The sequence below is a fragment of the Plantibacter sp. PA-3-X8 genome (assembly GCF_003856975.1).
Taxonomy (GTDB): Bacteria; Actinomycetota; Actinomycetes; order Actinomycetales; family Microbacteriaceae; genus Plantibacter; species Plantibacter auratus.
Map to the genome: position 1 here is coordinate 3,376,252 of NZ_CP033107.1, position 12,503 is coordinate 3,388,754.

Consider the following 12,503-nt stretch of genomic DNA (forward strand, 5'->3'; position numbering starts at 1 on the left):
CGGACGGATGACCGTCGAACGCGGATCCGCCTGGTGGAACCCGGCGGTCCGAACAGTCTACGTGTGAAGATCCGGAGCTCGGACGCCTCGGCCACCGGATGGCCACCAGGGCGTCGGCCGCCGTTCGCCCACCGTCCCCCTCGCGTCCACCGCCGCTTCCTACCGTGGATCGATGACATCTGCAGCGCACGGGAGGCACCCGGAGACCGACGGCGCGACGGCGATCGTCCCGGTCAGGGGCGGTTCGAAGGGGATCCACCGCAAGAATCTCAGGACGGTCCGCGGGAGCACCCTCATCGCGCGATCGGTCGAAGGGCTGCTGCGGTCGGGTGGCGTCTCGCGCGTGGTCGTCACGACCGATCACCCGGACCTCGCCGCCGCCGCCGTCGCCGCCGGTGCCGAGGTCATCGACCGGCCGGCCGAACTCGCCGAGGACAGCACCTCCTCCGAGGCCGCGCTCCTCCACGCGCTCGGCGTCCTCGCGGAGCGCGGAGAGCTGACCCCCGTGACGGTGTTCGCGCAGGCGACGTCGCCCTTCCTCGACGTTGAAGCACTCGACGACGCCGTCGCCCTGGTCTCCTCCGGGCGGGCGGACTCCGTCTTCGCCGCGGTGCTCGACCACGGATTCCTCTGGACGGAGAAGACGAAGGGTGCCCGAGGGATCGGTCACGACCACCGCGAGCGGCCCCGGCGACAGGACCGCGCGCCGCAGTACCGCGAGACCGGCTCGTTCTACGTCTTCGACACGGGCGGCTTCCTCGAGGCCCGGCACCGCTTCTTCGGCCGGATCGCGCCGGCCGTCACCAGGTCCTTCGCCGCACTCGACATCGACGAGCCGGAGGATCTGCTCGTCGCGGAGGCGATCGCCGGACTCGCCGAACGCCAGCTGGGGATCCCGTCGGGCTCGGAACGCTCGGAGCGCCACCTCGACGTCGACGCTGTCGTCACCGACTTCGACGGGGTCCACACCGACGACCGCGCCAGCATCGACGCCGACGGAGTCGAACGGGTGAGCGTCCATCGCGGTGACGGCCTCGGCGTCCGTCAGCTGCGCGAGGCCGGGCTGCCGTTCCTGATCCTGTCGACCGAGCGGGTCCCGATCGTCGCCGCACGCGCGGCCAAACTCGGCGTCGACGTCGTGTACGGCTCAGCCGACAAGGCGACCGCGCTCCGCGACTGGGCGACGGCGAAGGGCGTCCCACTCGACCGCATCGCGTACCTCGGCAACGACGTCAACGACATCCCGGCCCTCGAGATCGTCGGCTGGCCGGTGGTCGTCGCCGATGCGCACCCGGAGGCCCGTGCCGTCTCCCGGCTCGTCCTGGAACGCCGAGGCGGCGACGGGGCCGTCCGCGAACTCGCCGACCTCGTCCTCGCCGCACGCGCGACCCTCGACCCCCTGAAGCTGTCCACGCTGCAATCGAACGGAGCACGACCATGAGCATCCACCAGGACGCGAACGACACCACCGACCTCGACGGCCGGACGCAGCCGTCTCCCGTGCGCATCGACGGCATCCCCGTCGGCGGCGGCGCCCCCGCGTACGTCATCGGGGAGATCGGTCTCAACCACAACGGCGACGTGGAGCTCGCGAAGCGACTCATCGACGTGGCCGCCGACGCCGGCGCACAGGCCGTCAAGTTCCAGAAGCGCACGCCGGAGATCTCGACGCCGGCGCACATGCGCGACGTCCCGCGGCAGACGCCGTGGGGTGAGATGAGCTACCTCGACTACCGCTACCGGGTCGAGTTCGACCGTGAGCAGTACATCGAGATCGGCGACCACGCCACCCTGCGAGGCCTCAGCTGGTTCGCCTCCCCGTGGGACGAACCGTCCGTCGACTTCCTTGAGGACCTGGGCGTCAGCGCGCACAAGGTCGCGTCCGCCTCCGTGACCGACTCGGGCCTCCTGACCCGTCTCGCCGCGACCGGGAAGCCGATCATCCTCTCGACCGGCATGTCGACGCTCGAGCAGATCGACCGCGCAGTCGAGATCCTCCGGGGCTCGCCGCTGGTCATCCTGCACGCGACCTCCACGTACCCCTTGCCCGCCGAAGAGGCGAACCTCCGGATGATCGACAGCCTCGCCGCCCGGTACCCCGGTGTGCCGATCGGGTACTCCGGCCACGAGACCGGTCTGCAGATCTCCCTCGCCGCGGTCGCCCTCGGGGCCACGATGGTGGAACGCCACATCACGCTCGACCGTGCCATGTGGGGCTCGGACCACGCCGCGTCGCTCGAACCGCACGGCTTCTCGAACCTCGTCCGCGACATCCGGGTCATCGAGACCGCCATGGGTGACGGCGTCAAGCGCATCTTCCCCGGTGAACTCGCCCCACTCGCGAAGCTGCGCAGGGTCGATGCCTGATCATGGGCCCCGCCGTCGAGTGATCGGGGTGGTGGACTCCGACTCCTTCGTGAAGTGGGGCGCCGCCACCCTCTCCCGCGCGACCGGCTGGGACGTCGACCTCGTCCTCATCGAGAGCGACGTGTCCGCCACCGACCGGCAGGTGGACATCGCCCTGCTCCACACGGCGTTCGAGGGGCGGACCGTCCGTCGCCTGTCGCTCCGAGGACTCGTCGACCTCATCCGGTCCGAGCAGCCGGACGGCGTGTTCGTCTCCACGCGTGGGCCGGTCGCCGAGGTCGTCATCTCGGAACTCCTCGCGCTCGGGCGCTCCACCCGCCCGGTGGTGCTCACCGGCCTCCCCGGCATCTCCATCCCGGCGAAGTGGAAGGGGATCTTCCTCCGCGCGCAGGCGGACGTCTTCGTCCTGCACAGCCACCGCGAGGTCGCCGCCTACCGTGAACTCGCGCTGACGCACGGGGTCGAACCGGCGTTCGCGCTCGCGACCCTGCCGTTCCTGACGGACACGGCGACCGAGTCACCGGCCGAGCCCGCCCCGCGTACCCGGGTCGTCTTCGCCGCCCAGGCCACCGTCCCGGCCGATCGCGGCGACCGGCTCCGGATCCTGTCCTGGCTGCGGACCCTCGCGAACCGGCACCGCGACCTCGACGTCGTGATCAAGGTGCGCGGCCTCGCCGGCGACCCGCAGACCCATCACGAGCACTACCCCTTCGACACCCTCCTGACCGGTCCGACACCCGACAACCTGCGGGTCGCCACCGGGTCGATGGCGGTCCACCTCGGCCACGCGGCCGGGCTCGTCACCGTGAGTTCCACCGCCGCGATCGAGGCCATCGCGGCCGGGGTCCCGGTCATCCTGCTCGACGACTTCGGTGTGGACCCGGCACTCATCAACACCGTCTTCGAGGGCAGCGGGCTGTTGGCCTCCAAGGACGACCTCATGGCCGCCCGGTTCCGGCACCCGAACCCGGACTGGCTGCAGCAGAACTACTTCCACCCCGCCCTGGAGGACGACTGGATCCAGCGGTCGGAGGAGGCGTTCGCCGCGCGCGACCTCGGGACCCTGCCGATCCGTCCTCGGGCACGACAGAGTCGCGGCGGCATGCTCCGCACCGGTTGGGAGCGGCGTCGGGCGTTCGGGCGGGCCGACACGAGCGCGCTGGGCACGGTCGCCTTCGTCATCGGGCGGCCACTGCAGATCGCTCGCCGTCTGGTCCGTCGCGCTCGTGGCGTCCAGCCGGCCGAGCGCCAACCGATCCCCTCCCGTCGGCTCGCGCCGATCGAGACGGAGACACCGGTGCGCGCTCCGCACGGGGCTCGTCACCGCACGGCCCGCTGACGGGAGCGCCCCTCGACCGGAGACCGGTCGGGCGGCGCTCCAGGCTCAGTTGGAGCCGACCGTCACCACCGGAGCGCCCGTGGAGGTGTCGTCGGCGGGCATCTCGGCGGCCAGACGGTTGGCCTCCTGGATGAGCGTCGCGACGATCTCCGATTCCGGCACCGTCTTGATGACCTCGCCCTTGACGAAGATCTGGCCCTTGCCGTTGCCGCTCGCGACGCCGAGGTCGGCCTCGCGAGCCTCTCCGGGGCCGTTCACGACGCAACCCATGACAGCGACGCGCAGGGGGACGCTCATCCCCTCGAGGCCGTCGGTCACGTCGTTCGCGAGCTTGTAGACGTCGACCTGGGCGCGCCCGCAGCTCGGGCAGGAGACGATCTCGAGCTTGCGCTCGCGGAGGTTCAGCGACTGCAGGATCTGCAGCCCGACCTTGATCTCCTCCGCCGGCGGCGCGGAGAGCGAGACACGGATGGTGTCGCCGATGCCCTCGGAGAGCAGGATGCCGAACGCGGTCGCGCTCTTGATGGTGCCCTGGAAGGAGGGACCGGCCTCCGTCACGCCGAGGTGCAGCGGCCAGTCACCGCGCTCGGCGAGCAGCCGGTAGGCCTTCACCATGACGACCGGGTCGTTGTGCTTGACGGAGATCTTGAAGTCGTGGAAGTCGTGCTCCTCGAAGAGGCTCGCCTCCCAGACGGCACTCTCGACGAGCGCTTCTGGGGTCGCCTTGCCGTACTTCTGCAGCAGCCGCGGGTCGAGGGAACCGGCGTTGACACCGATGCGGAGGGAGACGCCGGCGGCCTTCGCGCGCCGGGCGATCTCGCCGACCTGGTCGTCGAACTTCCGGATGTTGCCGGGATTGACCCGGACGGCCGCGCACCCCGCGTCGATCGCGGCGTAGACGTAGGCGGGCTGGAAGTGGATGTCGGCGATCACCGGGATCTGACTCTTCTTCGCGATGATCGGCAGCACCTCGGCGTCGTCGCGGGTCGGGACGGCCACGCGGACGATGTCGCAGCCCGAGGCCGTGAGCTCGGCGATCTGCTGGAGGGTCGCGTTGATGTTGGTCGTCTGGGTCGTCGTCATCGACTGGACGCTCACCGGGGCATCGCCGCCGACGAGCACCTTGCCGACCTTGATCTGTCGCGACTTGCGCCGCGGGCTGAGCGTCTCGGGAACCGACGGAAGACCCAGATTGATAGCTACCACGAGCCTCAGCTTACGCGCGCGACGCCCCGCAGGCTCCCCGTGAGCTGAATGCCTGCTGGGACGTCGCGATCCACGGTCAACGGGCGGGCGGTGCCTCGCGATTCGCTCGCAGGACGCCGAGCCGTTCCCGGTACTCGACCTCGTCGATGTCGCCCTGGGCGAAACGCTCGGCGAGCGTCTGCTCGGCGCTCCGCGACCCGTCCTGGCGCCAGGCCCACGGCGGGCCCTGGTGGCCGTCCGGGGACGCCCCGGACCAGGCTCGGCGACGCCACCGCCGACCGGCGAGCGCGACGATGAGGACGATCACGGCGATCCAGAACGCGGGGATGAGCAGCAGCCAGAGGAGGTGGAAGCCCGGCCCGGGACCGCCGGGATGCATCGCGGTCGCGGCGAGCACGATCAGGGAGGTGGACATGGAGGACTCCGTTCGTCGGGCGGACGACGACCGTCGTCCGCATCACGACCCCGAGCCTCCTCCGGATGACGGCCGAGGGCATCCGACGACGGGACGGATCACCGCACTCCCCCGGGAGTACGACCACCCGGCGCTCAGACGCCGGGACTGACGAGCCCGGTCTCGTAGGCGATGACGACGAGCCGGACCCGGTCGCGCGCGGCGAGCTTCGCCATGATGCGCGACACGTGGGTCTTCGCCGTGAGCGGGCTGAGGAACAGCGCCCCTCCGATCTCCTCGTTGGTGAGTCCGCGTCCGACGAGCCCCAGCACCTCGCGTTCGCGCTCGGTGAGCCCGGCGATCACGGCGTCGTCGAGCGGCGCGGCGATCGCTCCGGCGACCTGGGTGAGCAGCCGCCTCGTGACCCCGGGCGACAGCAGGGCGTCACCCGACGCGACCACACGGACGGCCCGGATGAGCTCGGCCGGCTCGGTGTCCTTCACGAGGAAGCCGCTCGCACCTGCCCGGATCGCCTGCGCGACGTACTCGTCGAGTTCGAAGGTGGTGACGACGATGATGCGGGTGGCCTCGAGCGCCGGATCCGCGACGATGGCCTCGGTTGCGGCCAGGCCGTCCCCTCCGGGCATCCTGATGTCCATGAGGACCACGTCCGGGCGTTCCCGACGGACGACGACGAGCGCCTCGTCCCCACCGGCCGCCTCACCGACGACCGCGATGTCGGGCTCCGCGTCGAGGAGGGCGCGGAACCCGCCGCGGATGAGTGCCTGGTCGTCGGCGACGACCACGCGGATCATGCGACGCCTCGGACCGGCACCCGGGCCGTGACACGGAAGCCGCCGAGCGGACTCCGCCCGGTCTCGAGGGTGCCGCCGAGGAGCTCGGCGCGCTCGGTCATGCCGAGGAGGCCGTTGCCGTGCTCCGCGGGTCCGGGTGGGGCACCGACCCCGTCGTCCTCCACGAGCAGGCGATAGGTGCCGTCGACCTCGACGAGCTCGACGGAGACCCGTCCGGCCTGCGCGTGCCGGAGGACGTTCGTGACGCTCTCCTGCGCGATCCGGTACAGCGCCTGCTGCACGGCCGCGCCGGGCGTGGAGACGAGGCGCAGCTCGAGTACCGCGTCGACGCCCTGGTCTCGGAGGGACTGGACGAGGACTGGTAGTGCCTCGAGATCCGGCCCCGGTCGCCTCGGCGCGCCGGTCGTGGGATCCTGGGCCGCATCGGCACCACGGAGGACGTCGAGGAGGCCACGGACCTCGTCGAGCGACGCCTTGCTCGACCCCTTGATGTTCGTCAGAGCCTCCCTGGCACGTTCGGGCTGGGTGTCCATGAGATGCAGGCCCATGCCGGCCTGGACGGTGATCTGCGCGAGCGAGTGGGCGACCACGTCGTGCAGCTCACGGGCGATGCGCACGCGCTCCTCCTGCGCGGCGGATGCCCGGCGTTCACCTTGACGCCGGCGATCCGCGTCGAGCTGTTCGCGCCGGGTGCGGAGTCCCTCGGCGAGGAGGACGGCGACGATGACGAGGGCGGTCGTGGCCCCGACACGGAAGCCCGACACCTTCCAACCGACGGCGAGCGCGACGGTCAGGGCGAGCGCCCACCCGAGTCCCAGCGACGGATAGGCCCAGCCGCGCGCCCCACGGACGATGCCGGAACCCGCGGCGAACGCCAGCGCCACGGCGGGAGGGCCCCAGGTGGGACCCGTCAGCATCGAGGCGGTCGACAGCACGGCGACCGCCGCGACCGTCGGCCCGGGCGACCGCCTGGCAGCGAGCAGGCAGAGCACGCCGGCGAGTGCCAGGAGGACTGCCGAGGAACGGGACCACCCCGAGGCACCGGCACCCGGGCCGAAGGAACCGTGGAGGGCGAGCACCGCTGTCGCGGGCACCTGGACGAGGAAGGACACCACCACCGGCGCCCAGAGGCGCCAGACGGGGCGTCCGGGTCGGCGATCGCTCGGCGTCGTCCAGGGTGCCGAACCCGTCTCGACCGATGCCATCCCTGCATGCTACTCGCGGGTCGGAGCCGCCGCGTCGCCCGCACGGAGCCTGCACCGTACTCCCCGGGGAGTACGGCCGTACCGGGATGGGACGGTCCCGCGGGCTCCGGTCGCGTCGGCCTAGCCGAAGAGGTTGACCGGCTTGACGATGTCGGCGTACACGAGGAGCGCGCTCATGCCGCCGAGGACGATCACCACGCCGAAGGTGAGCGGGATGAGCTTCGCCGCGTCCACCGGTCCCGGGTCGCGACGTCGGAAGACCTTCGCGAAGCGGCGACGGATCGCCTCCCAGAGCGCTGCTGCGACGTGCCCGCCGTCGAGGGGCAGCAAGGGGATGAGGTTGAAGACGAAGAGCGCGACGTTGAGCGACCCGAGGATGCCGAACACGGTCGCCGCCTTCGACGCGACGGGGATCTCGTCGAGGCTGACCACCTCGCCCACGACCCGTCCGACGCCCACGACGCTCATCGGCCCGTTGGGGTCGCGCTCGCCGGATCCGAACGCGGCCTGCCCGACGTCGATGAGTCGCTGGGGCAGGTTCAGGATGATGTTGGCGGTCCGGGCGATCGTGTCGCCGACGGTCGGCAGGATCGTGGTGACGGGCTGCGCCACCATCTGCTGCTGCGGGGTGATGCCGACGAAGCCGACCTCATGGGTCTTCGCCGAGCCGTCGGCGTTCGTGACGATCTTGCCGGTCTCGGCGTCGACGACGTCCCGCTCGAGCAGCAACGGCGTCAGGGTGAGGTCGAGTCGCTGCTCACCGCGCGCGACCTCGAGGGCCAACGGCTTGCCCGGCGAATCCTGCACGGCCGCGGAGATCTCGGCGAACGTGGAGATCGGGGTGCCGTCGATCGAGAGGATCGTGTCGCCCGGCTTCAAGCCCGCGGCGGCCGCCGGACCCTGCGGATCCCCCGCTGCACAGCTCTGGCGGTCGCTGGTGGACGGCAACACGCACTCGTACACCGAGGTCAGCGTGCTGCTCTGCTGCGGGACGCCGAACCCCGACACGGCGATACCGATGAACAGGACGGCGAGGACGAGGTTCATGGACGGCCCGCCGAGCATGACGACGATCCGCTTCCAGACGGGCAACCGGTAGAAGGTGCGCTCCTCGTCGCCGGCGCCGATCGTGTCGGCACTCGCCTCCCGCGCGTCCTGGACCAGCGTGTCGAAGAAGCCGGTGCTGGCGTTCCGGGCGGCACCGCCGGGCTGCTTGGGCGGGAACATGCCGATCATCGAGATGTAGCCGCCGAGCGGGATCATCTTGACGCCGTACTCGGTCTCGCCCTTGCGGCGCGACCAGATGGTGCGACCGAAGCCGATCATGTACTGGGTGACCCGCACGCCGAACAGCTTCGCGGGCACGAGGTGACCGACCTCGTGCAGCCCGATGGACACGATGAGGCCCACGAGCACGATCACGATGCCGAGGAGGTAGAGGAGGACGGATTCCACGGCGTAACCCTACTCGCGCGGTCGGGTCACCGGCTGCACGCCGGCTGTACGGCCGCTCGGAAGCTTCCGACGATGGACGGGCAGGTCAGCCGATGCGCTGCTGCGCGCGAGCCCTCGCCCAGCGCTCCGCCTCCGCGAGCGCCTCCCGGGTGAGCTCGCCCTCGGGCGCCTCGTGGTCGTCGACGACCGCGCGGACGGTGTCGAGGATGCCGAGGTAGCCCAGCCGACCCGCGTGGAAGGCCGCAACGGCCTCCTCGTTCGCCGCGTTGAACACGGCCGGATAGGTGCGACCCTGCCCGCCCACGAGCTTGGCCAGCCGCACCGCCGGGAAGGCCTCGTGGTCGAGGGGCTCGAACGTCCACTGCTGGCGCGAGGTCCAATCGAGCGGGACGCCGACGCCTGGGACCCGGTTGGGCCAGTCGAGCCCGAGGGAGATGGGGAGCCGCATGTCGGGCGGGGAGGCCTGGGCGATGGTGGAACCGTCGATGAACTCGACCATCGAGTGGACGATCGACTGCGGGTGGACCGTCACCTCGATGCGGTCGTATGGGACGTCGAACAGCAGGTGCGCCTCGATCACCTCGAGACCCTTGTTGACGAGGGTCGCCGAGTTCGTCGTGACGACGAGACCCATGTCCCAGGTGGGGTGGGCGAGTGCCTCGGCCGGCGTGACGCCGGCGAGCGACGCGCGGTCCCGTCCGCGGAACGGTCCTCCCGAGGCGGTCAGGACGAGCCGTCGCACCTCCGTGGCGGTGCCGGATCGGAGGGCCTGGGCGATCGCGGAATGCTCGGAGTCCACGGGCACGATCTGGCCGGGTGTCGCGATCCGCCGGACGAGGTCGCCACCGACGATGAGCGACTCCTTGTTCGCGAGCGCGAGCGTCCTGCCCGTCTCGAGGGCCGCGAGGGTCGGGCCGAGCCCGATGGAGCCCGTGATGCCGTTCAGCACCACGTCGGCGTCGACGCTGCGGATGAGCCGCTCGGCGTCGGCCGCGCCCAGGGCCGTGTCGTCGACGTGGAAGGCGGCGGCCTGCTCGGCGAGGAGCTCGGCGTTCGAGGCGGCCGTCAGGCCGACGACCTCGAAGCGGTCGCGGTCACCCCGGATGACGTCGAGTGCCTGCGTGCCGATCGAGCCGGTTGATCCGAGGATGATGACGCGTCTCACGGCGGTCAGTCTACGTCGGCGGCGGTGCGGGCCGCTCAGCCCGCGGCGGGAGCCGTGGTGCTGCTCGCGTCGAGGATGTCGATGACGAACACGATGGTGTCGTCGGCCTCGATGCCCGCCTGGCTGTTGCCGCCGCTCGGTCCGTACCCGAGGTCGGGTGGGATGACGGCGATGACCTGCGATCCGATGTGCTGGCCGGCGATGGCGCTCGAGAAGCCCTTCACCACGGCGGACAGCTGGAAGTTGGTCGGTCCGTTGCCCCAGCTCTCGTCGAAGACCTCGCCGGTCCGCCAGTTCACACCCTGATAGTTGATGATGACCTCGGCGTCGGGCTGCACCACCGCTCCGTCGCCCTGCTTGAGGACCGCGACCTGGAGATCGGCCGGAGCGGGCTCCTCGGGGATGGTGACCGTGGGTCGTCCGGCGGTGTCGAGCTCGACCGCGGGCATCCCGGCGACGGGCTCCTGCGGGACGCCGTCCGCCTTGGCGTCGCTGTGCACCGTGCTGAGGACGTCGGCCACGACGACCAGCGGCTGGTCGGCCTGGACCGTGCCGTCGCTCGACCCTGCGGAACCGAACCCGTCGCCCGCCGTGACGAACGCCGCGACGCGGGATCCGACGTTCGTGCACTCGACGGCGCGGACGAGGCCCTTCAGGTACTTCTGGTCGTTGACCACGATCGCCGTCGCCGGGCTCGCACCGTAGGCGGTCTGCGCGACGATCGACCCGGTCACGGCGTTGTAGATCGACATCTCGACGAACGTCGTGTCGCCGGGATCGACCCGCTCTCCGTCGCCCTTGGCCACGATCGTGCGTTCGGTCGTGTCTGCGGCGAGGGTGCCCTTCGCGAAGGTGACCTCGGGGATCGAGCCGAAGTCGCCACTGACGCTGATCGCCTTGGACGCCTTGCCTGCGCTCGTGTCGGCGCACTCCCCCGGACTGGGAAGCGCTTGCGACTGCGACGTCGCCGAACTGCACGCGGTCAGCGACACGAGGGACGCGATGACGGCCAGAAGGCAGAGGCTCTTGCGCACAGGGGAACTTTCGGTCGTTGCTGAGGGGTCGGTCCAGTTTCACCCACCAGGCTCCATGCTGGCTGACAGCGCGCCGAACATCCGCGGTGGGCGGTCACACGTGAGTATGCCGGGTCGCGCATGCGTCGGCGGGTACAGTCGTGCGCATGGCCGATGAGGAGCAGACGCAGCGACGCGCCCAGGAACCCTCCGACCAGACCACGGTCGAACCGTCGACGGACGACACGGTGGCCACGCCCTCGAAACCCGGTGTCGTCTACTACTTCGGACGAGCCGTCCTGAACACGACGGCGAAGCTGGCCTACCGCCCCAAGATCATCGGCCGGAAGAACGTCCCGAAGCGTGGGCCGGTCATCCTGGCGAGCAACCACCTCTCGTTCATCGACAGCATCGCGATCCCGATCAGCGCGCCACGACGGGTGCAGTTCCTGGCGAAGTCCGACTACTTCACCGGACGCGGTCTGAAGGGCTGGGCCTCGCGCACCTTCTTCACCTCGATCGGCGCGGTCGGGGTCGAACGTGGCGTCGGACAGGCGGCGCAGGAGGCGCTCGACCAGGGACGCCGGATCCTCGAGAGCGGCGAGGCCTTCGCCATCTACCCCGAGGGCACCCGGTCGCTCGACGGACGGTTGTACCGCGGCAGGACCGGTGTCGCCTGGCTGGCACTCACCACGGGCGCGACGGTCGTCCCGGTGGGCCTCATCGGCACCGACGACCTCATGCCGGTGGGCACCACGATCCCGAAGTTCAAACCGGTCACGGTGATCTTCGGTGAACCCATCGACGTGAGCCACCATGGCCCGGCGACCTCAGGACGCGCCAGACGCAAGGCGACGGACGAGATCATGGCGGCGATCCACGCCCTCACTGGCCAGGAGCTCGCGAACGCCTACAACGAGTCGCCGCCCGCGGACACCGTCGAGCGCATCAAGCGCGCCTTCCGCCCGGAACGGCTCTGAGCCGCGGCGTCGGTCCACTCCTCAGGTGGTCGTCGCGACGACGATCGTCGGCTCATGACGGACCGGGAAGTTCACCGAGTTGGCGATGAAGCACAGCTCGTTCGCGCGCGCGTGCCCTGCTCGCGCCGCCTCGACCATCGACGCATCGGCGACCGTGACCTGCGGACGCAGGACCACCTCCGTGAACGCACCGCTGCCCGCGCCGTCCTCGACCATGGTCCCGACGGCGTCGTCCGTGTAGGCCGTCACCACGACACCGAGGGTCACGGCGACGTGCAGGTAGGACAGGAGATGGCACTGGGCGAGGGCCGCGAGGAGCAGCTCCTCGGGGTTCCATCGACCCGGGTCGCCGCGGAACGGTTTGTCGGCCGAGCCCTCGAGGTCGTGCTTCCCGGCGGCCGTCACCGTGAGCTCCCGGGAGTAGTCCCGGTACCCGCTCGTACCCGTCCCGAGGTCTCCGTCCCAGCGGACGCCGATGGTGTAGTCGTGGTGGCCCGTGATCATGCCACCAGTATCCCACTGGCCTCTCCCCCGCGGCCCGCGTTCGCGGCCCCGCTGTCGGGA

The 12,503-nt window shown here is 70.8% G+C and carries 12 protein-coding genes; 4 read left to right on the plus strand and 8 right to left on the minus strand.

The window, feature by feature from the left end; translation table 11 throughout:
- Positions 1 to 172 precede the first annotated feature (172 nt).
- The 3 genes from EAO79_RS15925 to EAO79_RS15935 are packed head-to-tail and all read left to right on the plus strand — an operon-like array spanning position 173 to position 3,706.
- Positions 173 to 1,441 carry an acylneuraminate cytidylyltransferase gene (locus tag EAO79_RS15925; protein WP_124769571.1) on the plus strand — a complete coding sequence of 423 codons (1,269 nt, stop codon included), beginning with the start codon at positions 173 to 175 and terminating at the stop codon, positions 1,439 to 1,441.
- A complete protein-coding gene (locus EAO79_RS15930; protein ID WP_124769572.1) occupies positions 1,438 to 2,367 on the plus strand; it encodes an N-acetylneuraminate synthase family protein in 930 nt (309 codons plus the stop codon). Before EAO79_RS15925 ends, EAO79_RS15930 begins: the two co-directional genes overlap by 4 nt.
- Positions 2,368 to 2,395: 28 nt before the next feature.
- The gene (locus tag EAO79_RS15935) at positions 2,396 to 3,706 is read left to right on the plus strand and encodes a DUF6716 putative glycosyltransferase (RefSeq protein ID WP_164486959.1); all 1,311 of its coding nucleotides are present in this window, start codon (positions 2,396 to 2,398) and stop codon (positions 3,704 to 3,706) included.
- 45 nt (positions 3,707 to 3,751) lie between these two features.
- Here the strand turns inward: EAO79_RS15935 and ispG are convergent, their stop codons facing one another.
- From ispG to EAO79_RS15970, 7 genes are all read right to left on the minus strand, one after another.
- A complete protein-coding gene (ispG, locus tag EAO79_RS15940) occupies positions 3,752 to 4,912 on the minus strand; it encodes a flavodoxin-dependent (E)-4-hydroxy-3-methylbut-2-enyl-diphosphate synthase (protein WP_064295337.1) in 1,161 nt (386 codons plus the stop codon).
- Between the two features lie 76 nt (positions 4,913 to 4,988).
- Positions 4,989 to 5,327 (minus strand): SHOCT domain-containing protein, encoded by a 339-nt coding sequence (locus EAO79_RS15945; protein ID WP_124769574.1) that lies wholly within the window; start codon positions 5,325 to 5,327, stop codon positions 4,989 to 4,991.
- Positions 5,328 to 5,461: 134 nt separating this feature from the next.
- Entirely contained in the window at positions 5,462 to 6,121 is a 660-nt protein-coding gene (locus EAO79_RS15950) for a response regulator transcription factor (protein WP_124769575.1), read from the minus strand.
- Entirely contained in the window at positions 6,118 to 7,326 is a 1,209-nt protein-coding gene (locus EAO79_RS15955) for a sensor histidine kinase (RefSeq protein ID WP_124769576.1), read from the minus strand. Before EAO79_RS15955 ends, EAO79_RS15950 begins: the two co-directional genes overlap by 4 nt.
- A gap of 120 nt (positions 7,327 to 7,446) precedes the next feature.
- Positions 7,447 to 8,781, minus strand: coding sequence for an RIP metalloprotease (locus EAO79_RS15960; protein ID WP_124769577.1), 1,335 nt, complete (start codon positions 8,779 to 8,781; stop codon positions 7,447 to 7,449).
- 85 nt (positions 8,782 to 8,866) lie between these two features.
- Complete coding sequence (locus EAO79_RS15965; RefSeq protein WP_124769578.1) at positions 8,867 to 9,946, minus strand: 1-deoxy-D-xylulose-5-phosphate reductoisomerase; 1,080 nt, start codon at positions 9,944 to 9,946, stop codon at positions 8,867 to 8,869.
- Positions 9,947 to 9,981: 35 nt separating this feature from the next.
- Positions 9,982 to 10,980: an FKBP-type peptidyl-prolyl cis-trans isomerase gene (locus EAO79_RS15970; protein WP_079707174.1), complete on the minus strand. Its 999-nt coding sequence runs from the start codon at positions 10,978 to 10,980 to the stop codon at positions 9,982 to 9,984.
- Positions 10,981 to 11,126: 146 nt separating this feature from the next.
- Between EAO79_RS15970 and EAO79_RS15975 the strand changes: the two genes are divergently transcribed.
- Positions 11,127 to 11,939 carry a 1-acyl-sn-glycerol-3-phosphate acyltransferase gene (locus EAO79_RS15975; protein ID WP_124769579.1) on the plus strand — a complete coding sequence of 271 codons (813 nt, stop codon included), beginning with the start codon at positions 11,127 to 11,129 and terminating at the stop codon, positions 11,937 to 11,939.
- A gap of 21 nt (positions 11,940 to 11,960) precedes the next feature.
- Here the strand turns inward: EAO79_RS15975 and EAO79_RS15980 are convergent, their stop codons facing one another.
- Positions 11,961 to 12,443 carry an OsmC family protein gene (locus EAO79_RS15980; RefSeq protein ID WP_086473942.1) on the minus strand — a complete coding sequence of 161 codons (483 nt, stop codon included), beginning with the start codon at positions 12,441 to 12,443 and terminating at the stop codon, positions 11,961 to 11,963.
- Between the last annotated feature and the right edge of the window lie 60 nt (positions 12,444 to 12,503).

Excerpts from the sequence above, each read along its gene's own strand:
- EAO79_RS15925 (WP_124769571.1), top strand. The coding sequence starts at position 173 with ATGACATCTGCAGCGCACGGGAGGCACCCGGAGACCGACGGCGCGACG.
- EAO79_RS15930 (WP_124769572.1), top strand. The coding sequence starts at position 1,438 with ATGAGCATCCACCAGGACGCGAACGACACCACCGACCTCGACGGCCGG.
- EAO79_RS15945 (WP_124769574.1), bottom strand. The coding sequence starts at position 5,327 with ATGTCCACCTCCCTGATCGTGCTCGCCGCGACCGCGATGCATCCCGGC.
- EAO79_RS15950 (WP_124769575.1), bottom strand. The coding sequence starts at position 6,121 with ATGATCCGCGTGGTCGTCGCCGACGACCAGGCACTCATCCGCGGCGGG.
- EAO79_RS15955 (WP_124769576.1), bottom strand. The coding sequence starts at position 7,326 with ATGGCATCGGTCGAGACGGGTTCGGCACCCTGGACGACGCCGAGCGAT.
- EAO79_RS15975 (WP_124769579.1), top strand. The coding sequence starts at position 11,127 with ATGGCCGATGAGGAGCAGACGCAGCGACGCGCCCAGGAACCCTCCGAC.
- EAO79_RS15980 (WP_086473942.1), bottom strand. The coding sequence starts at position 12,443 with ATGATCACGGGCCACCACGACTACACCATCGGCGTCCGCTGGGACGGA.